The organism is Micromonospora sp. NBC_00860, assembly GCF_045207375.1.
GTDB classification, from domain to species: Bacteria; Actinomycetota; Actinomycetes; order Mycobacteriales; family Micromonosporaceae; genus Micromonospora; species Micromonospora vinacea.
Genome location: NZ_CP108825.1, coordinates 6,716,702 through 6,738,557 on the forward strand (window position 1 = coordinate 6,716,702; position 21,856 = coordinate 6,738,557).

Consider the following 21,856-nt stretch of genomic DNA (forward strand, 5'->3'; position numbering starts at 1 on the left):
CAACGATGTGAGCCATGTCAGGCCGCCTTGGACTGGTCGGTGAACCAGGCGCGCACCGAAGCCGGGTCGTAGCGCAGATGCCGGCCGACCCGGGCGGCGGGTGGGCCGTACTTGCGTTTGCGCCACTGGTAGAGCGTCTGCACTGGCACCCGCAGGTAGGCGGAGACATCTTCGATTTCCCAGAGCGGTTCGGGTGTAGGCGGTGCGGTCATCGTGGCTCCTTCCGGGTGATGGTGATGTAGGTGCGGCTTTCGCCGCTGTAGCCGGCGGGTCGGGTGCTGGTGCGGCAGGTGACCCGGTCGCGGCCGTAGTAGGCGGTCAATTGGGCCGCCAGGGTGGCGGCGTGGGCGGTGACGGTGGCGGTCGGGCCGATGAGCCGGACCGCGACCAGGGGGCGGGGGCGTGTGGGCATGGGGCTCCTTCCGGTGTCGGGTGGGTGGGGTGTTGCGTGCGCTGTGGAGTTGTCAAGGAACGGCTTCACGGGCGTTGACACGTACGTGTCAAGCGGCCAAGGGTTGGACCGCGCGAGCGGCGGTGAGTTCGTCGGCCAGGGCGTCGATGCCGGCGAGGTGTTGTGCGCGGGCCATGGCGGCGGCGGTGTTGGCGAGCAGGGCGTCTCCGGTGGTGATCCAGCCGGTTGCCTGGTAGCCGAGTTCGTAGATGACGCGTTCGGTCTGCTCGTCGTCCCAGGTGTGCGGGTGGCCTTCGGTGCGCCGCCAGATGGTGCGCTGCAAGCGGAGGAAGCCGAGGGTGACGGAGAACGCGCGGCTCTTGGTGGCGATGTGTCCGCCGTAGCCGAACTGGTGCGCCCAGCGGCGAAGCCGGGCGTAGTCGGGGTGCTCGCCGATGTCCCAGCACACCCGGATGAGCCGGCCGAGGTGGGTGCCGGGGTCGCCGTGGACTTCGACGGAGAGGTCGTCGACGCGGCGCAGGCTCAGGCCGGTTACCTCGGTGCTCTTGGTGACGTACTTGGCGATGTAACCGGTGATCTGGGCGAGGTTGACCTCGTGGCCGGGGGCGTTGACGTGCTTGAGGTCCAGGCCCTTGTCGCCCCACGCGATGTGCCAGCCCTGCCCGCCGTTGGCCGGGTGGCCAGCAGAGGTGTAGGCGGTCTTTACGAACGCGGTCCGGACGGCCTGCTCGAAGAGATCCCGGCTGATGGCGCGGGGCGGCGGGACGATCGCCTCGGGGCAGTCGGGGTTGTAGCCGTCGAGGCGGATCAGGGCGTGATAGTGGATGACGCCGCGTACCTGGAATTCGTAGACCTTGATGTAGCGGCGGCGCAGGTCCACACCGTGGGTGCGGCCGAGGCGGCGTAGTTCCCGGTCGGCTTGTTGGATGGTGCGGCGCCACAGCTCAGGTGCTTCGTGGTTCCACACGACCTGGCCGGCATGGTCGTAGCAGTCCAGGCACAACGGCTGCCCGAGGTTCGCCTCTGCGGCTTTGTGGCGTTGCCCGCAGCGCAGCTCCACACCGTGCGGGCAGGTCCGGCCGAACGGGTGGCACACCGAGGGCCGGCAGGTGCAGCCGTCCTTCTTGCGGCAGTCCGCGGAGTGCACCTTCACCACCCGGTGATGAACCCGGCCGAACGATGGGGCGGTGGCGGTCAGGAAGATCGCGATGTGCTCGTCGAGCGGCGGCAGTCCCCAACGGTCGCCTTGCAGCCCAGCTTTGATCAGGTGGTAGGTGTCACGGCGGTACAGCTCAGCGCAGGACGGACAAACGGCGGCGCGGCGGTTGCCGCAGGGGGTGTAGATCGCCCCGTCGGGCATGTCCTCGGTGTCGACGGTCGCCATCCGGTTGCCGTCGGCGTCGTTGACGTGGATCTGACCAGCCAGGCGGATCGGGTGCTTGCACGCCGAGGCGGCGCGGACGTGGCCAAGCCAGTCGGGGTAGTCGGGGTCTTGGGCGCGGGCGCGGCCGGATGCGACGGTGCGGGGGTCGTGGCCGCGTACCCACCCGTCAGCGGTCAGGTTGCGGGTGGTGCGGGTGGGCGTGGCCCAGGGCCAGTAGTCGTTTCCTGCTACAGCGGAGGCTCCCGTGCCCGAAACCGTGGTGGTTTCGGGCGCGAGAGGCAGCGTCGAGGAGGTCACGCAGAGGCTCCAACAGCGGTGCCGTTGTGGGTCTTGTCGTTGATGGTCGGTTGAGTGGTGAGGGCCGTCAGAATGTCGGCGGCCGTTTGGGTGGGGACGCGCAGTCGCACAGCGAGTTGGCCGGGGGTGATGGGTTCACCGTGGGCTTTCTCGTGGGCCGTGGCGACGATGCGGGCGTTGGACAGCATTGCCGGGGCGGGCTTGACCGCTGGATTGGCGGGTGCAGCCGGCGGGGTCGCCGGGGCCGGGATGTCCTCGGTCGGAGTGGTCTGCGGTGCTGCGATCGCGGGGGTGTTCTTCTTCGCCGGAATCGCGGGCTCGTCGGTTGTGATCTCTTCGATGGGTGCAGTGGCCGTGATGGTCGCGGCTGCCGGGCGGACCTTCGCATCGGCGGTGATGTCGGGTGACGACGCCGGGGCGGAGGTGGCCGGCACGGGTGCCGGGACATGGTTGGTGGGCCGGGTTGCGGTGAAGACGAGCTTGGACAGGGCGAAGAAGGCCAGCGCGGGCAGCGCGGAGACCATCCAGCCGAAGACGGTCGGCTTGGCGACGGCCAACTGTGCGGTCAGGGACAGTCCGACGGCGGCGATGAGCAGGAACATCGGATAGCCGATCGGGCCGCCAGTTTTGCGGCGGCGGATGATGACGATCATTGCGGCGATCGGGATGAGTTCGGTGATGACCGCGTTGGCCCAGCCGAACCAGTCGGCGGTTCCGGTCGGGCTGTTGCTGATGGTCCAGTCGTGGACGTGGTTGAAGGAAGCTGCTCCGGCCATGGCTCCGACGAGCAGCACGATGAGGACCAGGACGCCGTCTTGCAGACGCGCTGTGCGCGTGGACTTGGGCGTGGTCATGACGCCGCCTGCGGGGCGGGGTCAGCGAGGGGGGAGAAGGCGATGACGGTGACGTTGGTGCGGCCCCAGCCGCGAATCATCGTGGTGAGCTTGTCGATGTCGTCGTAGCCGGCGATGGGGCTGGCGGGCTGGTACTCGAAGAATTCGAGGGTGTCGCCGTTGGCGGTGGTGTGGGTGAAGGTGACGTAGTAGCGCATGGTCGTGTCCTTTCGGTTAGGCACAGTCGAGGCAGGTGCCGGTTCGGCGGGGGATGTAGTAGGGCTTGACCTGGCCGCAGTCGGGGCAGGTACGCCGCGCGGTGAGCGCCTTGTCGATGGCCGCCAGTTGGGCGGCGGTGGCGGTGCGCTTGGGCATCGCGAGGTCGAGGCGGAACAGGTAGGCGACGCGCTTACCGCGACGCCACATGATTTGCGCGGCGGGGTCTTGGCCGCCGGGGCGCAGGTTTCGGGTGCGCAGTTGCCGGCGGGTCAGCAGCCCGTCGGGGGCGAATTTGAAGGGGTAGGTCGGCAGGCCGTAGCGCTCGCCGGTCGGGTCGTAAAAGACCATCGGGTCCTCCGAGTCGTCGTCGGCCTGGTCGTCGTCGCCGGCAGGAGTGCTGGCGGTGGCGAAGGTGGGGTGTTCGTAGGTGTCGCGGTCGATGTCCTCAGGCAGGAACGCCGCCGAGCAGACCGCGCAGACAATGGGGCCTTCGTCGAAGGCGGCCTTGGAGATGCGCAGCTTGCGGGGGCACTCGCATTCGCACGAGACGCCGTTGTTGTTGTTCGTGCGGGTCTTGCCTTCCCCTGTCGGTTCGGGGTGGCGGTAGAAGCGCAGCGCCTCGGTCAGGCCGGCGATGGTCGTCCGGTAGCGGGCGCGGGTGAGGTCGGTCAGGGTGCAGGGCGAGTAGCCGAGCTTGTCGTCCTTGGTCGTTGCCAGGCCGAGTTCAGCGGCCAGGGTGGCGAACTTCTTGTTGTGCCAACGGCCCTGCCGGGAGGTGTCCTGAATGCCTCGCACGTCGGCGAGGGCGTGGGTGGCTTCGTGCAGGAGCGTGGTGAACACGGCTTCCGGTTCGCGGGACAATCCCTCACCGGAGATGAGGATTTCGGGCAGTTGTTGTTCGCCGGCTTGCCAGCGAAGGGCGGCGAAGTGGCCCCACTTCATGCCCTGACTGGGCTTGGTGGGAGAGCCGGAGCCGACCACGAGAACAGCGGCCGGGACTTCGGAGTGCTGGTCGCGGATGGCCGACCAGGCGGCTTCGAGTGCGCCGACGAGTGCGGCGGTGGAGATGTCGTTTTGACACGTACGTGTCACGTCGGTGATCTGGGCGGCGGTGCTCATGCGGCCCTCCGAATGGTGTGTCGGCGGTAGGCGATAGCGGCGGCGCACAGCGCCTCGATGACGTCGGCCGGGGTGCGGCCGGGCAGGGTTTCCCAGTCGAAGACCGGGGCGTGCAGGCCGGCGTGGCCGACGGCGATGAGGTAGGTGTTGAACCACTCGACGGCGGCGCTGTAGGCGTGCTGGTCGGCGTCGGTGATGCCGGTCAGGTACCAGCGGGGGCGGCCGAACACGGCGGCCCGGATCGCGCCGAGGATCGACGCCGGGTAGGTGCCGGTGCGGTGACAGGCGCACTTAGCGGGGCAGGCGTCGTGGGCGTCGTAGAGGCCCGTCGGGGTCCAGCCGTAGCGGCCCAGGTAGAGGGCGGCGCGGTCGAGGACGGCGTGAACGTTGCCGGTCGGCAACGCGGCGACGGTGCTCATCGGGTAGCCCGCCAGACGAGGAACCCGGAACGGGTCGGCAGCCGTTCCTGGCTGTACTCGTGTTCGGCGTAGGTTTCGAGGTCGTCCTCGGTGGCGTGGGTCCAGTCCCACTCGTCCGCCGCGTCGCGCAGCGTGGAGATGACCTGCTCTGCGGTCTGGCTGTCGCAGTCGTTCCATCCGGTGACGTCGGAGGGAGCGGGGTCGAGATACGGGTCGTAGCCGGTGTAGAGGCCGATGCCGATGTCGTTGAGGTGGCTGTTGAGCTGGTCTGCGGCGCGTTGGCAGTCGCGCAGGGTGTCGGCGTCTTCGTCGGTGGGAAGGTCGGTGTATCGGCCGTGAGAGGCCATGCCGATGGCACCGAGGGCGCAGGCGGCGGGGAATGCGCCGTCGTTGGGGGCGTAGTAGCTGCCTTGGTGCCAGCCTCGGATTTCGAGGTAGCGGGCGGCGCAGCGCAGGGTGTCGGCCGGGGTCAGGTCGGCCAGCGCGGCGGGGGTGGTGGGCTGTTTTTGGGTAGGGTTCATGGCGGCCACGTCCTTTCGTGGGCGGTGGTTGGGTCGGCAGACCGGGCAGCTTTTCCAGGGCCTTGGCCGGTCTGTCGGCCGCTTCTATCGGTGGTGCAGGTGGAGCCGGAGAATCACCCGTTGCCTGCCGTCGCTGACCGGAGCGGGTGCGGAGCGGAAGACCAGGGCGCCCGCGTGTCGGGCGATGGCGGTCAGGGCGGCGATGTCCTCGCCGTCACCGATGAGCACGAGGTCCAGGACGCGGGTCGGGGTAGCGGTGGTGGTGCTCATGCCGCTGTCCGCAGGTCGGCGGGGGCGACGAGGCCGCTACGGCGGCGGGTCCAGGTGGCGTAGTCCGCGACGCGGATAATGTCGGCGTCGGTCATGTAGGCGGCCTTCACCCGGTTCGGGATGCCGCCTTCGGCGATGAGGTAGCCCTCGCCCTGGTTGTTCGGGTCGATGCTGTTGGAGGAGAAGCCGCGGGCGTACCAGCCGTGTCCGAGCACGATGTCGGAGGACACGTCGTTGGTGCACCGGCCAGCGAACCGCCACGCGAACAGGTCCCGCAGTGACGGCGGGATGATGTCCGACGACGGGCGCTGAGTCGCGGCGGCGACGATGATGCCGACGGCGCGGCCCCGGGCGACGATGTCGCGCAACAGCGCGGCGAACAGGTCCTGGTCTTTCTTGTCGCCGGCGGTGGCGGAGAAGTAGGCGATCTCGTCGCAGGCCACGAGGATCTGACCGAACAGGTCGTTGGGGCCGATCTTCCGGCGGCGGTGCGACAGCAGGAACGCATACCTGTTGTCCATCACCGTCTGGACGCGGCGAAGGGTGCGGATGGCGTGGTCGATGTCGGGGCCGACGAACACGTCGGCGGCGTCCTTCCACAGACCCAGTTCGACCTGCTTGCCATCGAGCAGGCACAGCCGCACATCCGGGCACAGCGCCGCGTGCCCAACGATGGTGTTCAGCAGCGACGATTTGCCCGCTCCGGGCTCACCACCGATGAGGATGTTCCGGTAGATCATCGGCAGGTAGGCCGGGTGGCCGAACTCATCGATGCCGAGGAAGACCGGGTCGAAGATGGACAGGCCCGCCCCGACCGGAACCGTGTCCGCCGGGTTGGCCGGGGTGGGTAGTTCGATGGTGTCGGTGAGGTCCACAACGACTCCCGAGGGTTGGTTGACACGTACGTGTCACAGCGGGTGGGGGCTTGGGTGGGGCGCGGACGCTTGACCCGTCGGGGGTGCTTGGTCCGCGCCGTCCCGGTGGTTAGGCGTAGTCGGAGGGGTCGAACCCGGTCGGGCTCGCAGTGGTGGTGGGGTTGCGCGGCTTGCGCTGGCGGGGCGCATCGGCCGATGCGGTGGCCGGCTGGTCTGGCACGTCGGGCAGGTCGAGGCCGACAGGCGGCATGCCCGGAGAGGTAGGGGCGTTGGCCGGGATGTCCGTGGGGACGTAGTCCGGCAGCGGCGACACAACGGTGTGTGCCAAGGGTTCGCGGCGGGTGATGTCGATGCGGATCAGCGCGGCGTACTTGCGACCGGCGCGCATGACACGGACCTCGTTGGCCCAACACGCCACAGCGAGCTTCTGCATCTGGCCGTCCTGCTCCAGATCCCGCAGAGACAGGCCGGGGCGCAGCCACACCCAGACCCGTTCGCCGGCCGGGGTCGGCTTGGCGAGCAGGATCAGCGGGAGCGAGCCGTGCCGGTTGGTGGCGATGAACGCCGCGAAGCACAACCGCAGACGGTGCCGGACGATCAGGCACCAGATCCAGGCCATGACTCGACGACGGGTCGGACCGATCGCGGCGGGGACGCCGACGACCAGGGCGACGATGAGCAGCGAGCCCCACAGCGGGGTCGACTGCATCAGCGTGGTCCAGCCGTAAACGGCGGCCAGGCCGAGCAGGATCTCTGGCAGCCAGTGCCAGAAGACCCGCAGGACCGGCCACGCCACGATCAGCGCGAACAGCACCGCGCCGAGCACCGCGCCGAGGACGACGCCGAGCAGACCACCCAGGATCGGGTGCATGTACTCAGAGGCCACCGTGGCGGCCAGGAGGCCGACCACACCGAGGGTGACCCAGAACGCGATGGTGGCCCGACGACGGTACGAGCGGGCAACCGGCGCTTCGATGACAGTGACGTTGTTGCCCCCACGGTTCGACCAGCCGAACGGGGACCTCTGGCTAGACTTGGACACGACAAGTCCTCCCTACCTAGGGACCTTGTTGGACAGGACGCGGGGTCGCAGACGACGCCAATCAACGGCGACCCCGTGTCCACATCTCGCTTCTGTGGAGCCGAACAGGAGCACCGGCCGCTAGGCGGCGACGGTGTCCAGTGCGGTCAGAGCCGAAGCCCGGAACGCGACACCCGAGCGGACCTTGCCGTCCCGGTCGTTGACCCAGGGCAGCGCCTCCAGGTTCACCGGCACGACCGGCTGACGAACCGTGACCGCCGGCATCACCGGGCTGACCACGGTCACGTTGATGACCTCAGCGCTACCGTCCGCGAGGGCGTAGAGCTGCACCGCCCACATCGGGGCCTTCGTCTCCCGGTCGAACTTCTGCTGACCCGTCTGGTCCAGCTTCGGAACCGGGTTCACCGCGACCTCGTACGACACCCGCGAGGTGTCCAGCAGCAGACGTCCCATGACTGACTCCCTTCAACTAGGGCTCGCTCACCTTGAGCGATTGCCCGTGTTCGATGGGATCATCGTAGCCCGTACAAAAGTACGTGTCTAGTACTTCATTACGGGCCATCGATTGAAATCTTGGTACGAAGAAGGGCGCCCCGCTGTGGGACGCCCTTCGGTGCAGCTCGGAACGTGTGACGGTAGCTAGGCCACTCCTACTCGGCGAGCCAAGGCAGCCAGTCGGTCAGAAGGGGCGGGTTCCATCCGTACAAGGTCGGAAACCATCGTCTCGACCACCGGGTGTCCCTTGACCTGCTCCGGGGTCAGCGCCTCAGCCTGCTCAAGCGCATCGACCGCCTCAGAGACCCTGCGCCGCTGAGTCCAGGCGCGTGCCACGTACATGAGGAGCCGAGCCTGCCGCTCAGACGAGAGGCCGGACGCGTCGATCCGCTCTGCCGTCCGGAGCGCAGAACCGGCGTCGCCGAGTTCGACTGCCACCGCGACCTCGTGTAGCTGGACATTCGTGGGGCCAAACTCGGTCTCGTAATCGTTGCGGTCGACTCCCAGGAGCTGAGCTGCCTCTCGCGCTACTCCGAGATACTCGTGAGCCCTCTGGTCATCTCCCATCCGCGCAGAGGCCACAGCCAGTTGCAGATTCAGCGCGCCGAACAGCGACACAGCCGCCGGCTTGTCCGCCGATACCTCGGACTCAAGCGCTGCCGCAGACGACGATGCAGCGCTTATGACCTGCTCGAATTGCCGCCCGCCCTGAAACACCAGCGCAAGGCGGAACGTTCCAGCGGCGACCAACAGCGGGTCTCCGACCTGCTCCGCAACGAGCAACGCCCGATCGATTGCGACCCAGGCCGCTTCATGCTGACCAAGCTTCGACAGTGCGGCTGAGAGGGCGTGATATACCGACGCTAGCTCGGTGAGGTATGTCTTTCGCGCCTCGCCTTTGGCGGATCGTGTTGCTCTCTCCAGATCCGGCAGTAGTCCCCGCAGCAACTCGGCCAGGTCCTCGTAACGGGCGGCATGTGCGTATGTCCAGCACAGATCGGCTCGCTCGGCGGTTTGCGGCAGGGGAAGCTCTCGGTCCTTGCCTAGGATCGCGGCCATGAGGTAGCTGGTACTTAGCACCGAGCGTAGGGCGGCAGCCGCCGAGGGAACCTCAGCGCTCTCCGGATCCGCAGTGCCCGGGGCCAGTTCGGCCATCGGGATGCCGAGCGCACCCGCAATTCGCTCCAAGATGGAAACCCGGTCAATCGAACGTACCCCACGCTCGACCTGGGAAAGCCAAGCCTCAGACCGCCCGATCATCTCGGCAAACTCACGTTGAGAAAGTCCACGCTTTTGCCGCCGCGTAGCTATAAGCCGACCTTGCTCGTTGCTGTCAGGCATTCAGTGAACCGAGGCCCTTGCTGGGTCCGACCGTTAGAAACTCAACCCGCGCGGCCTGCGTGTACGGTTCGCGCTCCTTGTGGAAGTGGATCACGTGAGGTTGCACTTCGTGCGCCTCGAATGCTTCCCGGTCCGCGTAGCACTCGTAGAAGACTCGGGCAAGAGGTTCCCCCTCGACAGAGTGCGTCGCATAAATCAGCGTCCCTGGTTCGCGGGCACGGATCTCAATCCCAGTCTCTGCGACAAGCGCGTCAAACGCTTTCGCGCTCTCTTCGTCTTTCAGATCGAAGCGCACTACCAGTGCGAACATGTAGCCACCCTTCCTGCTCAGCCGAGAGTTGCGGCTTGCGTACGCAACTCTAGCCGTACTGACGTCCGGCCACCCGTATTCTATTACGGATCTGACTGGCAGGGTAGTCGGTGGCCAGTTGAGCGCTCTGAGGCGAGTAGCGTGCCTAGTCCCACCACATGCTTGACGGATCCGTCCCAGGACATGCTTGACGCAGAACCTAGCCCGCCCGGTCCGGAACTCGGGTGACCGTGCCCCCGTGCGAGGTGCCACGATCGCCCGGTGAGCCATCGTGACTGGGAGCGCCTGACGAACGTCGAGCGTGCCTTCTTCACCAACGCGTTTGAGTCGGACCTCCTGGCGGGCGTCTTCGGCGACCTGGACCCAGCCGAACGCGACATGCCCCTGGGCGAACTGGCCCAGATCCTGTTGTCGCTGGTGGACCGCGGCTTCATCGAAGTCCGCCGGTACGCCCGGTGGATCGCCGACGACGGACGGGAAGGACTGACCCCAGGCGAGGTCATACCCAGGCGCGACCTTCCACAGCTACTTGCTGACCCCGAGACCTGGGAGTATCCCGACGACTCCAGCTGGGCCGGAGCCATCACCTTGGTCGAGACGGACGCCGGCAGGAGTCTCAGCCGGATCTCCCCGGATGAGATGCTCCACGACGAGCCGTAGCGGATGCGGCGACTGAAGGCCAGCCACCCGCCTCCGCCCCTCCTCAGAGAAGGTGGCCCGAGGCCATCTCGCTAGGTGTCAAGCATGTGGTGGGACGCGAGTGTCGGGCATGTGCCGTGACGGGACACTGAGGCGAGTAGCGCCTGTGTGAGAACTTTCTGTACGGGATCAAGGCGGCCCGCTTCGCAGGCCGCTCGCGCCGCCGACCAGGGGCCGACCGACACCGGTCGCCGATCGGGGACCCCGCGCCCTTAGCGCAAGCGCACGGGCGCACCCCGAACGGTTGCAGCCCCGCCGGCGGCGCGACATACGAAGAAGCCCCGGGCCGCCACGAGTGATGGCAGATCCGGGGTTTCGATGTTGAAGGCGACGACCAGGGCGTGCCTCCGGCGGGGCGCTCAGGCGCTCTGGGATGGTGGGCGCCATCCCGACAACCTCCGTCCGGGCAAAGCCGAGCAGGTGTGGCCTGCCCGGTCAAGGTCGTTCAGACAGTGGGGTGCTCCACCTTGACCGGGCAGGCCACACCCACTCCACGATGTGCGGACGAAGGCCGACGGGATGGCTTGAGGGCGGGCGAAGTAGGGGGCGAGGTTCGAAGCAAGGCAGCGAGATCACGAGCCGATCTCGCGGGATTGCGCACTTCGCTGTGAATGTACTGATGCAACAACCATAGGTGTTTGCAAGAGGATCAGGTCAACCGGGTGAAACCGGGTCGGTTTATCAACACGGTGTGGCCGTCCTGGTGTGCGCCTGATGGTTCCCTCTACTAGTACCGCCCTGCCCTGGTAGTGCCATTCCCAAGCCTCTTGATAGAGATCCATGGGGAGTCGCACGAGGATTTCGCTCTGCTGGCCTTGGCGCATCGTTGATATTGCTACCTCGCCGAATGGATCATCCTGGCTTTCGTGGCGCAACTGAACGATCGTGCCGGAGAAGACTCTGCTTCCTTCAACTTTCTGTTGACGCATCGATTCTGCGGCACGCTTTACGAGTTCAACCGCCTCGGATCCTATGGAGACGCTTCTTGGCATGGTCACCGGGGCGGGTATGGCAGGGGCCCAGGTCACACTTGCCTCGAACTCTGATATGTCCTTTTGTCTCAGAATTCCTGCGAGCGCAGAACAGAACTCTCGGCTAACGCCGCGATAGACAAGTTCGTGGATCTCGTTACGTCGTGGTGCCCTAGCCGGTTCTACGATCAGTTCCCTGACGGCTTGCATCGACTGCGCAAAAGTCCGGACTATTCGACGTTCATATGGCTCGGTCGGCGATCGGTGAAATTCCGGCCGGTCGTGGTCTAGCGTGGGTCGGTGTAGGTCGGCTTCCGCTGGTTCAGGAAGCGGGATCAGAACGGGTATCACGTAGGAGCCCCGCTCGGTGTGCCCCATCAGCGCCTGCCGTATGACCTCGTCCCCTAGCTTTGAATACGAACTTCCGATGTGGGGCCTCTCAGCACGAGCTGTTGTTGCCGTCGCTCGGAACATTGTGCGAGCGGAAGTAAGGATCCTAGCCCCGGTCTCTAGGGGAATCGAATCGGTGATCGAGAAGCTGTTTTCCGCCCGCAGGTGCGTTATGTCGAAAAGGAGATACTTGACACTGCTGACGACGTCTCTCTTGTTACGTTTTTCGACTGCGGAAATCCTGTCGAGAGCGCTAGTGATCAGGTCAGGGTCAGGATCGCTGGGTACTCCGACCCGCAAGCCGTCCCTCGTCCACAGTGCGCCTGCCGGCCCTGGTGGCTGCTCGCTCCAGCCGTTGAACCGCAAGTAGGCACGAAGGTCCCGGACGCTAGGCAATACCAACTCAGTCATCGCTGCCGCCCCGCACCTGTGCCGTCCAGCACGCGTCAACGTCTGAAGCCCAGTGGCGAAGAGTGTCCGCAGTGAGCCGCTGACTCTTTGGAACCTTGATACCCGATGCCTCCGACATCTGATCAACCCTTACCCAGAAGGCCGCCGCCCGATGCAGAGTGCCGTCAGGACGATGATCAAGCCACTCGGGCTGATTGTCGGGGTCCATCACAACTAAGACGAAGTAGACCGGTATTTTTGACTTGTGCCATCTGTTCCACCAGTGTTGCTCGGCTGGCCAGGTCGCCGAGTCGCCACCGTTGATCCGAAACTTTCCGGTGCACTTCACTTGGATTCTGGCTATGGAGGCCTCGAACTCGACCATGCCATCGATCGCGAGGACGTCCTCGTCTATCGAGGTCTCCGTGAAACCCACGCCCGCCTGGCTGCATATAGCTCGCAGGAAGGCCACCCCGAACCGGGCCTTGCTTCCGTTAGCAGCCAGGGTGGCGATCTCTGGCGGGCTCGGCTGATGGGGGATCATCATGACCAACATCATGCGCGTGGAGGCGCACAGAAGGTAGACCGTAAGTAGCTCAGAGCTACTGTGGCTTGCTGTCTGGATGCCGACACTGGATCTGTGTCTGCTGGATCATGTCCTGCGCGGGGCGCGCTACGGCATGGAAGGCCGGTGGGTCGCAGGGCGTCGGGCGCGAGGCTGCGACGAGCAAGATCATGCCGTTTCCAGGCCGTCGAACGAGGGCCAGCAATGACCATCGTTGACCATCCCTGCCAGGTGTAGCAGCAGCTCAGGGGAGCAGTCGTCCGATTTGATCGACTACCCTCCTGCCCTAGATCAATACCGCTGGAAGTAATGACGGGACCGCCGTCCGCGACAGAGGTCGGATACTGGGCGGGTGACGGAGGAGCAGGTTACCGAGTCGACGCGGTGGACGATTCACGGTGAGCGGGTGGTGGATGGCAGCCGGCGGGCGCGGTTGAGCATCGCCGACGTCGAACTGCCGGATGGGGTCCGTTTCGAGCAGTACGTGATCCGGGCACCCCGGTCTGCCATGGTCGCGGTGCTTGACGAGCAGGAGCGCCTGCTGCTGATGCGGCGGCACCGGTTCGTGTTCGACCGGTGGGTGTGGGAGCTGCCTGGGGGTTACGTCGACGACGGTGAGCGGCCGGCGATATGTGCGGTCCGGGAGGTCGAGGAGGAGACCGGATGGCGTCCTGGTGCCGTGGAGCCGATGCTGTCGTTCCAGCCGTGGGTGGCGACCGCGGACGCGGAGAATCTGTTGTTCCTTGCGCGCGACGCGGTACATATTGGTTCGCCGGTGGACGTCAACGAGGCCGAGCGGGTGGCCTGGATGCCGTTGGCGGAAGCGCGGGATCTCGTGTCCCGGGGTGAGATCGTGGGATCTGGCACGGTGATCGCGGTGTTGGAGCTGGTAGCGCGCAAAGCCCGAGGTGAGCTGTAGTCAGCGGCGTTGACCGAGGGTCACGTCGACGCGGTTGATGAAGTGTCTGACGGCTGGCCGGCGGCGGTGCACTGTGAGGTCGGCTTGCAGGTCGCGTAGGTATCGGACGGCTCGGGCCGACCGCAGTTGAGAGGTCAGCGTGAGCGCATTGGTCCCGATGGCGCTGGCGCGATCGGGCTCGCCGCGGTGGGCGTGAATGGAGGCGAGGAGGGTGAGGTTGAAGGCCTTCCCGCGTACGTAGCGTTCGTCCATTTGCAGTGAGCGGACGGTGAAGCGTTCGGCCTGCTGGTGGTGGCCGAGGGCATGGAAGCAGTGGCCGAACTTGGCTGACAGGTATGCCTCGTCGAAGTAGCCGAGCCATTGCGGGTCGCTGCTGCGGTCGGCCCGGTCGAGAGTCTGTTCTGCCTGGTGCAGTGCAGTGGTGCAGGCGCGTTCGTCGCGCGCGGCGGCGTGGGCATGGGCTTCCATGACCAGCGCCTCGGCGGTCAGCACCGCGAGGCCGGCGCGTTGTGCCGTACGCCGGGCGGCGCGGGCGAGATCGACGCCGGTCGCATTGTGACCGAGGTAGGTGGCTTGGTGGCTCATCGCGGCGAGGATTTCGGCGCCGAGCCCAGCATCGTCGGCCGCTCGGGCGAGGTTGAGGGCGTGGGTGAGATAGCGCTGGGCGATGCCGTGTTCGGCCGTGTCGTATGCCTGCCAGCCGGCGAGCTGAGTCAGCTCGGCGACGGCTGCGAGTAGCTTTCGGCCGGTCTCCGGATCGTAGTGGCCCTTGGTCAGCAGGGGCGTGACCTCGTGGTTGAGGTAACGGGCGAGGGTTTCGCGGGAGTGGCCGCCACCGTGCTGGTTGTCGAGTCGCCGGTAGGTGGAGGTCATCTCGCGGATGGTGTCGATGTCGGGCTGACCGACTGATCGGTGACCTTTCTGTGTGACGGGTTGTGTGGTGGGGGCGGTGAACCAGCGCAGCGCGGGCAGGGTGTAGCCAGCGGAGCTGAACATTGTCTGACGGAGGATGTCTCGGCGGTTCACGTCGCCTTCCCACAGCTGCGTGGCGGCGCGGATGTCCTCGCGCCAGGATCGGTCGTTTGGCACATCACCCCGCGGGCTGCCTGGGGTGGGGCGACGTGCTTGACGGCGCGGTGCAAGGCCGAGCGACATCCGGGTCTCGTCGGGCATGCCGCAGCCGTCGGCGATCCGCTCCAGCACGTCGATGGAGGTCACCTTCCGGCCGGCGATCACCCGGCTGACGTAGCCCTGTTCCAGGCCGACCACCGCCCCGATACGCGTCTGACTCGCCCCCGTGTGCCGGGCAAGCAGCCGAAACAGAGTCCCGATGTCGCGGACACGTACAGCGGTCCTGACGTCCTCCCGCGCCCAGAAGCCGTCCGGAGTCCGAAGCTGGTCGAGCAACACAACCGCTCCCGCCGTCGTCGAGTGACTACGCATCGTGCTCAACCTGGAGCCTAGGTCCGGTGCCTGTGCAGGTCGAGCCTGCTCATGTCACCGTGACATGGCTAGCGGACATGGCCTCAGGACCGCAGCCGGCGGGACGGTCTTGGGCATGTTGTTCGATGTCGATAACCCACCGATCGAGCCGCCTGACGGCTGCCGCCACCGGCTGCTGTGGCGTCTGTGCCGAGCACTGTGGCAAGACCACCGCCCCGACCGAGCCAGCCACTACGCCATCGTCGGCTGCGTGCACGACGACCAGCTCGTGCCGTGTCGCCTGGCACGCCTTGCCGTAAAAGGTCTGCGAACCGCTAGCGGCGAGCAGGCCGTCGCGTCGCCGCTGTGGCTCGATGTTGCCCGGAGCCGCATCGCCAGGGGCGACATCAACCTCGCCGCCGCGCTGGCGGAGGCACGCTGGCACCGTCGCCGTGCAGGCCTGACGGGCTGAGGATGGCTGCCATTTACGGCCTAGAGGCCCTCATCGACCATGCCCAGGCTCAAGTCGACGCTGCCGACGAACTCCTGACCCGCCACGACGAGGTCGGCCTCGACCTGTGCCGGTGCGGCCGGCCCCACCCCTGCCCGGAGCGACTGCGGTGGCTCCAGAGGCGGGCGCACTTCGTACACCTTGTCGGCGACCCACGGTGACCACCCACGGCCCGGTGATGCCGATCTGGACCTGCGGAGGCTGCAACGCGCCTTGGCCCTGCCGGACCCGACAGCATGAACTACGCGCTGAGTACGAGGGCGCATCCGTTTCTCTGGCGCTCTACATGAGCGCTCAACTGGTCTGCGCCTCGCGGGACCTGACCTGGGTGCCGGCAGGGGTCCTGCACCTTCGCTTCCTCGGTTGGACCCGATGAGCATCCTCCGGCGGGGCGACGAAAAGTTCCACTACAGCGATGGCTCCCACAAATGGATTCCGCCGGGCCCGGAGTACGACCAAGCGGTCTGGGACGAACAGGTCCGCCAGCACAAGCAAGCCCACCTGAGAAACGAGCACCCGAAGGTACGCCTCCAGCGTCTCGTCTGAGCCCAGTGATTGTGCAACTCGTGCCAGCAGGAACGGACCGAGATGCGCCCGAACAGGCGGATGGCCTTGAGAGCTACAGCGCAACTCGGATCGGCGCACTCCGCGACATAGGCCACGACCCCAGACGGCCTGGCTGCCTGGCGCTGGCTGCCGCCCCTGCATGTGGGTTTCGATCGATGCCGGGTCTCAGGATCTGCGTGACAGATCGGTCTCAAGACGTGGGTGACAAGCCCGGATACATGATCTAGAGGTCCTGAGTCCAGACGCCCGCCGGATGGTCGTCGGGGCGGTTCCAGAGCTGAGGCTGACGTCGATGGAGTTGCGCGTCATTGTCGCTGTCCCAATGAAAGCGGCCCTGCCGATCGGGCCAGACGACTTGCAGGAAGGGAATGGGCGGCCGGCGGTAGAAGGCGATGGCACGACCGAAGAATGCCTTGTACCAGCGGTAGTCGATCGACTTGAGATGGACCTGGTATCCCTTGATGGCATCGTCGCGTGCCTGCTCGGCCTCCAGCGCGACGCCGTCGCTTGCCCTGTCTCCCAGTTCGTTGAGGCTCATCTGCGATAGCTCAACATCCAGGCCGAAGATGGCGAGTTCCGGCATCCGGTGCGTGTGCCAGAGTCCTATCGTGTAGGCCCAGCCAGGTCCCTTGTCGTCCTCAGGAATCGTCGTGACGCCCCAGCCGTGCTGCTGGACGTGCCTGATCGTGGTCAGTTCCATCGGGTGCCGATCGCCGGAGTCGCCGTAGTCGTGGCAGAGGATGCAGCGGCAGAGCGACCCGACTTGATTCACGCCGCGATCGTACGGGCTGCCCTCGTGGCACAGGTGTCATGAACGTCCTGATGCCAATCTGTCACGCAGGCCCCGAGACCGGGACAATCGCCGATCAAGTTGCCTGGTCTCGGATGATGTTTGACGGAACGGCGTCGGAGGATCCTTGACGCCAGATCGTGATCGATTAGGTCTACTGCCTATGGTCGATGGTAGGGCTGGTTACCCGCGTGAGGCGGAAGGGCTAGCGTGTTCGTGTGCCTGAGGAACCCGACGAATATTTTCTGATGCACGAGGAGCCGGTGTTGGCCAGTCTGGTCGAGCTGTCCGGCGTCGAGATTCTGTGGTGCGACGACTTCTACGATGGAGCGATCGACGGGCTGGCCCGGTGGGATGGACGAGAATTCTGGTTTGCGGGGGTCTATCCACTGGACCATCGCCCCCGGCGCTATGTCCTGCATGAGATCAGGGCCGTGGACGTCGAGGCGGCGTCAGCGCTGCACCGTCAGCTGGGCGCATACGCTGAGGCATCCCGCCACGGACGCTTGGACTCGACACAAAAGAGAGCGTGGGGCCAGGTGTGGGCGAGCCGGCCGGATTATCGCGGTGCCCCGGCTGTTGGGTGGTTCGCCGCCTAGCCTCAGGCTCAAGGTTCAGCCAGTGGTGCTGATGTTCGACGGTGGGCGTGGTGGCCGGTGGTGGGATCGGGGAGGCGGGTCGGGCGTCGCGGATGCGGCCGCAGGCGGTGGGCGGCAAGGGGCAGCGCAGGGTGCGGCGCAGCTGCGCCCGATTTGGCCGACTACGGTCCTGCCCTAGATCAATACCGCTGAAAACAGCAGCGCCTTGTCGATGGTGCGTAGGTGCGACACGGGCGGCGACAGGTCATGACGCGGCATCATCGGCAGGCGTTGGGGGTACAAACCGTCGATGCGTCTACATCCCGGTGAGACCGAGGCCGTTGGCTGGCGGCTGGTGACCTTGTTCGACGCCGTCCGGCAGCTACGCGACGCATCACCGGATGTCACCGGACGCCCGCGGGTGATCGCGATCGACGGCCGGGGTGGTGCAGGTAAAACGACCCTGGCTGAGAGGCTGTGCAAGGTGGAGCCCAACTCCGCCATCGTGCACACCGACGACGTCGCCTGGAATCACGCCTACTTCGACTGGGGCGGCGTGCTCGCCGAGCACATCCTGCAACCCCTGCACCGAGGGGAGTCGGTGAACTTCCGTCCCGATGCCTGGATCAGCCACGACCGAGCCGGATCGATCACCATCCCTGCCGGCGCTGACTTCGTCTGGGTCGAGGGCACCGGCGTCATCCGGGACGAACTCGGCCCGTGGTTGGACGCCTCGGTGTACCTACAGGGTGATCTTGATGAGCAAGAGCGCTTACTCGTCGCTCGCGACGGCGACTCTTCCGAACAGCAGGAGCACGTGACGAACTGGCTGCGGGAGGAACTGCCCTTCATGCTGCGAGAACGACCGTGGTCCCGAGCCACCCTGATCGTCGCCGGCCCTCCGCGGATTGACCACGACCCGGACACCGAACTCGTCGTAGCCGCGCCGATTCGATGAAGCTCGCGGCCATGGAGCGTTACCGGGTCCAGACAGGTTCCGAAGCTCGATTGCCGGTGGCCGGAAAGCCATACTCGGCGCGCTGCGGCCCGTCCTGCCAGCGGTAGAGGTCGCGCAGCAGGGAGATCTCGGCGCCGTGATGGATCAACTCCCTGTTGATGTGCAGGACGATGCCCTCCATCGGAAACCGCTCGGGGCCCACCGGGGGCGGATTCTCCAGGTCGGCGTCCGAGAGCTCCCGGACCCCCGCGTTCCACCTCCCATACATCTCGTCGAGCTGTCTCAGCGCCTCGTCAGCGGTCCCCGCGTAGGCGAACGTCTGGGAGTCGACGTCCTCGCCACCGAAGTGCCATCCGACCCGATAGCCCAGGCAGGAGACGATGATGTGCGCCAGCCTCCAGGCGATCGTGGTCACCGGCGCCGGAACCGGGTCAGGGGACGCGAAGTCCATCGTCCATTCCCCCGAACCTGCCGACATCGGTGCGGCCGACGTGCCACGTGGGCGGATGCTCCAGCAGCCACGCACCGGCTCCCAGAAGTACTCCTCATCGGCAAGACCGTCCAGCCGCGGCCGCAGGTTCTTGTGCCAGTGCCGGTCCAGCTGGTCCGCGATTCGCTCGCTCCTTGTCATCTCCCGCACGTTACCTACAGCGGGGCTGGTTCATGGCCCCGGGCGCATCAGGCCGCCATGCCGTCGTGGGCGTCGACGGTGGCCGTCGGCCCGTAGGGTGTCCTGATGTCGACGGTGAACCTGCGGCGATCGGCGCGTGCGGTCGTCGTCGATGAGGACGACAAGGTTCTGCTGCTCCGACTCGCCATTCCCGATCCGGCCGGCACGATCGCCGTTTGGATCACTCCCGGGGGTGGCGTCGAAGACGGTGAGACGCCACTGGCCGCCCTGCGGCGGGAGCTGCGCGAAGAGGTCGGTCTTGCTCTCGAGGTCGACCCGCCTCAGGTCTGGCGCCAGGAGATAGTCGCCGCCGGCTTCGCGCCCGGCCACGATGGCGTCGTGAACGACTACTTCCTCGTTCGCACCGCGTCGTTCACGCCACGCGGTGCGATGAGCGATGAGGAGCTCGCCGCCGAGCACGTCATCGGCTGGCGTTGGTGGTCGCTGTCAGAGATCAGGGAACACCGCGGACCGGAACTATTCTCGCCACGGGACCTCGCCACACCGTTGGCCGCATTGATCGGTGACGGAGTACCAACCCAACCCGTCGCGCTCGGCCTCTGACCACACCCCTACCGGACATAGCGCCCGGCGAGTGCGATCGATCCATGATCATGTGATGAAAAGTAGGTTCGAGGAGCGAGTTTGACCTACTTCTCATCACATGATCACCGCGCTGAGGAAGCGTCAGCCCGTGAGGGCGTCGGCGCGGGTGCCGTGGCCGGCGGGGCGTCGGGACCAGCATTGTGGGCGCTGCCGGACGGCGAGCTCCAGAGCCTGATGGTCGGACTCGATCATTTCCCGGGCTATTCGACGCGCCATTTCCAGGCGGTCGACGTGCATGTCAAGATCCGTCGGGCCGGCGCCTGCCATCTCGAACTCCTTGTCAGCGTTCGAACTAGTCGCATCATGCGTCACGCCGAGAATCGTCACCATTCCCCGATCGGTGGAAAGCTTCCGCCGTACGGTTCGGTGTCGCGTACCCCGGTTGTGCCGATGGTAGCGGTGGCCGCGCCAACTCGCCCGGAACTGCGGATACCTCGCCTTGCCTGCGGTTTGTACATTGCACGGTGCGCGGATCGGGGGGCGCGACAAGTTCGGTGAGGGATCTTCGTTACGGGAGGACCGCCGTGCAGCATTCGAGCACTACCGATCCCTTTTTCGTCGCCGTCGAATCCGAGTCGATCACCCGGGCGGATGTCGCCGGGCTCATCGCGGGGCGGCTTGCGGCCGTCCGGGTGCCGCGATTGCTCTCCGCGGCCCGCTGTCACGCGATCACCGCCGCCCTCGCCAACGCGCCGATGGACCGCTACGACGAGAGCCGGGTCTTTCCCGTCGTCGCCAAGTTCGGCCCGGCCATCAACGATCACCGGTCCGCCGGTGAACTCCGCGAGGACTACTGGGACGCGGCCCGCGCGGCCGAGAAGAGCTGGTCAACGCTGGGTCTGTCGGACTCGCCCCGGGCCCTGTGCCTGGCCGCGTTCAGAGGCGCCTGGCCGGACGTCGCACCCGGGCGGCGGCAGGGTCGGGAGATGCACGTCGGCATCGTCCGCGAGATCAACGCGGGGCTCCAGGTGCACTTCGACGACGCGGTCCGGGAGTACGCGGGTCGGCTGCTCGACAGCGAGGTGGTGGCGCAGTTGGCGTTCAACATCTACATCCGGGTGCCGCCGGCCGGTGGGGAGACCGTGCTGTGGCGGCGGCGCTGGCAGCCGGACGACGAGCCGCTGCGGATCCCCGGCGGGTACGGCTTCCAGGAGGCGGTGGGCGCCGACACGCAGTCGTTGACGCTGCGCCCCACGCTCGGGGAGGGCTTCCTGTTTGATCCGCGGCACTACCACACGGTGCGTCCCGCGTCGGATGGCCGACGGATCTCCATAGGATGTTTCGTCGGGCTCACCGACGATGGTCGACTGGCCCTCTGGTCGTAGTGAAGGGCGTTCCCCATGGTGGACAGAAGCGACGTCGAGGCGGCCGCAGCCCTCGTCGAGGGGCGGGTCCGGGAAACCCCGGTCATCGCCGTCGACGGTGCCGATCTGGGTGTGCCCGGGCAGCTCAGCCTCAAGTTGGAGTTGCACCAGCACACCGGCTCGTTCAAGCCGCGTGGCGCGTTCAACCGGATGCTCCAGGGTTCGTTGCCCTCGGCCGGGGTGATCGCCGCGTCGGGTGGCAACCACGGCCTCGCCGTCGCGTACGCGGCCCGGTCGCTGGGCGTGCCGGCGGAGGTCTTCGTGCCGGTCACCGCCTCACCGGTGAAGGTGCAGCGGTTGGCCGGGTTGGGCGCCCAGGTGCGCCAGGTGGGCCAGCACTACGCCGAGGCGTTGGCGGCGAGCACCCAGCGGGCCGGGGAGACCGGCGCGCTCGTCGTGCACGCGTACGACCAGCCGGAGGTGGTGGCCGGTCAGGGCACCGTCGGCCGGGAGCTGGAGCGGCAGGTGGACGGGATCGACACAGTGCTGGTGGCGGTCGGTGGCGGCGGGTTGGTCTCCGGTATCGCCAGTTGGTTCGGTGGGTCGGTACGCGTCGTGGCGGTCGAACCGGAGCAGATCCCCACCCTGCACTCGGCCCTCAAGGCGGGCCGGCCGGTCGACATCGAGGTGGGTGGCATCGCCACCGATTCGTTGGGTGCCCGGCGGATCGGCGAGATCGCCTTCGACACCGCCCGCCGCACCGAGGTGGTGTCCGTACTGGTTCGCGACGAGGACCTGGTGCGGGCGCGCCGGTTGCTCTGGTCGGAGCTGCGGGTGGCGGCCGAGTTGGGTGGTGCCGCCGCGTTGGCCGCGCTGGTCGGCGGCGCGTACGTGCCGCAGCCGGGGGAGCGGGTAGCCGTGATCATCTGCGGTGGCAACACGGACCCGAGCGACCTGGGCCCGGCCGCGCCGCACTGAC

At 66.7% G+C, this 21,856-nt stretch carries 30 protein-coding genes; 9 read left to right on the plus strand and 21 right to left on the minus strand.

The features are described 5' to 3' along the window. Positions 1 to 17: 17 nt before the first annotated feature. The 14 genes from OH804_RS31030 to OH804_RS31095 form a co-directional block, all read right to left on the minus strand. Positions 18 to 212, minus strand: a complete 195-nt coding sequence (locus OH804_RS31030) for a helix-turn-helix domain-containing protein (RefSeq protein ID WP_196929376.1) — start codon at positions 210 to 212, stop codon at positions 18 to 20. Further along, complete coding sequence (locus tag OH804_RS31035) at positions 209 to 412, minus strand: hypothetical protein (protein WP_406061188.1); 204 nt, start codon at positions 410 to 412, stop codon at positions 209 to 211. Before OH804_RS31035 ends, OH804_RS31030 begins: the two co-directional genes overlap by 4 nt. A gap of 88 nt (positions 413 to 500) precedes the next feature. Beyond that, positions 501 to 2,093, minus strand: coding sequence for a replication initiator (locus OH804_RS31040; protein WP_406061190.1), 1,593 nt, complete (start codon positions 2,091 to 2,093; stop codon positions 501 to 503). After that, a complete protein-coding gene (locus OH804_RS31045; protein WP_406061192.1) occupies positions 2,090 to 2,947 on the minus strand; it encodes a hypothetical protein in 858 nt (285 codons plus the stop codon). The genes OH804_RS31040 and OH804_RS31045 overlap by 4 nt, the downstream gene beginning before the upstream one ends. Beyond that, positions 2,944 to 3,144 (minus strand): hypothetical protein, encoded by a 201-nt coding sequence (locus OH804_RS31050; RefSeq protein ID WP_406061194.1) that lies wholly within the window; start codon positions 3,142 to 3,144, stop codon positions 2,944 to 2,946. Before OH804_RS31050 ends, OH804_RS31045 begins: the two co-directional genes overlap by 4 nt. Before the next feature lie 16 nt (positions 3,145 to 3,160). Beyond that, entirely contained in the window at positions 3,161 to 3,493 is a 333-nt protein-coding gene (locus OH804_RS31055) for an RRQRL motif-containing zinc-binding protein (RefSeq protein WP_406066748.1), read from the minus strand. A gap of 767 nt (positions 3,494 to 4,260) precedes the next feature. Further along, the gene (locus OH804_RS31060; RefSeq protein ID WP_406061196.1) at positions 4,261 to 4,683 is read right to left on the minus strand and encodes a hypothetical protein; all 423 of its coding nucleotides are present in this window, start codon (positions 4,681 to 4,683) and stop codon (positions 4,261 to 4,263) included. Next, positions 4,680 to 5,204 carry a hypothetical protein gene (locus tag OH804_RS31065; RefSeq protein ID WP_406061198.1) on the minus strand — a complete coding sequence of 175 codons (525 nt, stop codon included), beginning with the start codon at positions 5,202 to 5,204 and terminating at the stop codon, positions 4,680 to 4,682. The genes OH804_RS31060 and OH804_RS31065 overlap by 4 nt, the downstream gene beginning before the upstream one ends. 84 nt (positions 5,205 to 5,288) lie before the next feature. Beyond that, positions 5,289 to 5,474 (minus strand): hypothetical protein, encoded by a 186-nt coding sequence (locus tag OH804_RS31070; protein ID WP_406061200.1) that lies wholly within the window; start codon positions 5,472 to 5,474, stop codon positions 5,289 to 5,291. Next, positions 5,471 to 6,349 (minus strand): FtsK/SpoIIIE domain-containing protein, encoded by an 879-nt coding sequence (locus tag OH804_RS31075; RefSeq protein ID WP_406061202.1) that lies wholly within the window; start codon positions 6,347 to 6,349, stop codon positions 5,471 to 5,473. Before OH804_RS31075 ends, OH804_RS31070 begins: the two co-directional genes overlap by 4 nt. Before the next feature lie 109 nt (positions 6,350 to 6,458). After that, complete coding sequence (locus tag OH804_RS31080; protein ID WP_406061204.1) at positions 6,459 to 7,391, minus strand: hypothetical protein; 933 nt, start codon at positions 7,389 to 7,391, stop codon at positions 6,459 to 6,461. A gap of 120 nt (positions 7,392 to 7,511) precedes the next feature. Further along, positions 7,512 to 7,844: a hypothetical protein gene (locus tag OH804_RS31085; protein WP_357970768.1), complete on the minus strand. Its 333-nt coding sequence runs from the start codon at positions 7,842 to 7,844 to the stop codon at positions 7,512 to 7,514. Between the two features lie 186 nt (positions 7,845 to 8,030). Beyond that, a complete protein-coding gene (locus OH804_RS31090; RefSeq protein ID WP_406061206.1) occupies positions 8,031 to 9,227 on the minus strand; it encodes a helix-turn-helix domain-containing protein in 1,197 nt (398 codons plus the stop codon). Next, positions 9,220 to 9,537, minus strand: coding sequence for a putative quinol monooxygenase (locus tag OH804_RS31095; protein WP_406061208.1), 318 nt, complete (start codon positions 9,535 to 9,537; stop codon positions 9,220 to 9,222). The genes OH804_RS31090 and OH804_RS31095 overlap by 8 nt, the downstream gene beginning before the upstream one ends. A gap of 261 nt (positions 9,538 to 9,798) precedes the next feature. On the opposite strand from OH804_RS31095, the gene OH804_RS31100 reads away from it, so the two are divergent. After that, positions 9,799 to 10,197 carry a hypothetical protein gene (locus OH804_RS31100; RefSeq protein WP_406061209.1) on the plus strand — a complete coding sequence of 133 codons (399 nt, stop codon included), beginning with the start codon at positions 9,799 to 9,801 and terminating at the stop codon, positions 10,195 to 10,197. Positions 10,198 to 10,808: 611 nt separating this feature from the next. Here OH804_RS31100 and OH804_RS31105 read toward each other — a convergent pair. Next, entirely contained in the window at positions 10,809 to 11,234 is a 426-nt protein-coding gene (locus tag OH804_RS31105; RefSeq protein WP_406061211.1) for a hypothetical protein, read from the minus strand. A gap of 766 nt (positions 11,235 to 12,000) precedes the next feature. Continuing rightward, on the minus strand, positions 12,001 to 12,534 hold the full coding sequence (locus OH804_RS31110) for a DUF4365 domain-containing protein (protein ID WP_406061212.1): 534 nt from the start codon (positions 12,532 to 12,534) through the stop codon (positions 12,001 to 12,003). A gap of 370 nt (positions 12,535 to 12,904) precedes the next feature. On the opposite strand from OH804_RS31110, the gene OH804_RS31115 reads away from it, so the two are divergent. Beyond that, a complete protein-coding gene (locus OH804_RS31115; RefSeq protein WP_196919903.1) occupies positions 12,905 to 13,471 on the plus strand; it encodes an NUDIX hydrolase in 567 nt (188 codons plus the stop codon). Here OH804_RS31115 and OH804_RS31120 read toward each other — a convergent pair whose 3' ends face one another. Then, positions 13,472 to 14,881: a helix-turn-helix transcriptional regulator gene (locus OH804_RS31120; RefSeq protein WP_196919902.1), complete on the minus strand. Its 1,410-nt coding sequence runs from the start codon at positions 14,879 to 14,881 to the stop codon at positions 13,472 to 13,474. A 148-nt stretch (positions 14,882 to 15,029) separates the two neighbouring features. Between OH804_RS31120 and OH804_RS31125 the strand changes: the two genes are divergently transcribed. After that, positions 15,030 to 15,365: a hypothetical protein gene (locus tag OH804_RS31125; protein ID WP_196919901.1), complete on the plus strand. Its 336-nt coding sequence runs from the start codon at positions 15,030 to 15,032 to the stop codon at positions 15,363 to 15,365. Positions 15,366 to 15,385: 20 nt separating this feature from the next. Here the strand turns inward: OH804_RS31125 and OH804_RS31130 are convergent, their stop codons facing one another. Beyond that, entirely contained in the window at positions 15,386 to 15,535 is a 150-nt protein-coding gene (locus OH804_RS31130; protein ID WP_196919900.1) for a hypothetical protein, read from the minus strand. Between the two features lie 26 nt (positions 15,536 to 15,561). Here OH804_RS31130 and OH804_RS31135 point away from each other — a divergent pair, with 26 nt between their 5' ends. Then, the gene (locus OH804_RS31135; RefSeq protein ID WP_307788536.1) at positions 15,562 to 15,780 is read left to right on the plus strand and encodes a hypothetical protein; all 219 of its coding nucleotides are present in this window, start codon (positions 15,562 to 15,564) and stop codon (positions 15,778 to 15,780) included. 414 nt (positions 15,781 to 16,194) lie between these two features. On the opposite strand, the gene OH804_RS31140 is transcribed toward OH804_RS31135, so the two are convergent. Then, complete coding sequence (locus tag OH804_RS31140; RefSeq protein ID WP_196919899.1) at positions 16,195 to 16,743, minus strand: DUF4262 domain-containing protein; 549 nt, start codon at positions 16,741 to 16,743, stop codon at positions 16,195 to 16,197. A gap of 236 nt (positions 16,744 to 16,979) precedes the next feature. Between OH804_RS31140 and OH804_RS31145 the strand changes: the two genes are divergently transcribed. Both OH804_RS31145 and OH804_RS31150 read left to right on the plus strand, forming a co-directional pair. Beyond that, complete coding sequence (locus OH804_RS31145) at positions 16,980 to 17,360, plus strand: hypothetical protein (RefSeq protein WP_196919898.1); 381 nt, start codon at positions 16,980 to 16,982, stop codon at positions 17,358 to 17,360. A gap of 334 nt (positions 17,361 to 17,694) precedes the next feature. Further along, complete coding sequence (locus OH804_RS31150; protein ID WP_307788535.1) at positions 17,695 to 18,297, plus strand: hypothetical protein; 603 nt, start codon at positions 17,695 to 17,697, stop codon at positions 18,295 to 18,297. 19 nt (positions 18,298 to 18,316) lie between these two features. On the opposite strand, the gene OH804_RS31155 is transcribed toward OH804_RS31150, so the two are convergent. After that, positions 18,317 to 18,928 carry a DinB family protein gene (locus tag OH804_RS31155; RefSeq protein ID WP_406061216.1) on the minus strand — a complete coding sequence of 204 codons (612 nt, stop codon included), beginning with the start codon at positions 18,926 to 18,928 and terminating at the stop codon, positions 18,317 to 18,319. A 105-nt stretch (positions 18,929 to 19,033) separates the two neighbouring features. On the opposite strand from OH804_RS31155, the gene OH804_RS31160 reads away from it, so the two are divergent. After that, on the plus strand, positions 19,034 to 19,531 hold the full coding sequence (locus tag OH804_RS31160) for an NUDIX hydrolase (RefSeq protein WP_406061218.1): 498 nt from the start codon (positions 19,034 to 19,036) through the stop codon (positions 19,529 to 19,531). 123 nt (positions 19,532 to 19,654) lie between these two features. On the opposite strand, the gene OH804_RS31165 is transcribed toward OH804_RS31160, so the two are convergent. Next, on the minus strand, positions 19,655 to 19,903 hold the full coding sequence (locus tag OH804_RS31165) for a hypothetical protein (protein WP_196919896.1): 249 nt from the start codon (positions 19,901 to 19,903) through the stop codon (positions 19,655 to 19,657). Positions 19,904 to 20,097: 194 nt separating this feature from the next. On the opposite strand from OH804_RS31165, the gene OH804_RS31170 reads away from it, so the two are divergent. Both OH804_RS31170 and OH804_RS31175 read left to right on the plus strand, forming a co-directional pair. Next, the gene (locus OH804_RS31170) at positions 20,098 to 20,898 is read left to right on the plus strand and encodes a proline hydroxylase (RefSeq protein ID WP_406061220.1); all 801 of its coding nucleotides are present in this window, start codon (positions 20,098 to 20,100) and stop codon (positions 20,896 to 20,898) included. A 15-nt stretch (positions 20,899 to 20,913) separates the two neighbouring features. Beyond that, on the plus strand, positions 20,914 to 21,855 hold the full coding sequence (locus OH804_RS31175; RefSeq protein WP_196919894.1) for a threonine/serine dehydratase: 942 nt from the start codon (positions 20,914 to 20,916) through the stop codon (positions 21,853 to 21,855). Position 21,856: the final 1 nt, after the last annotated feature.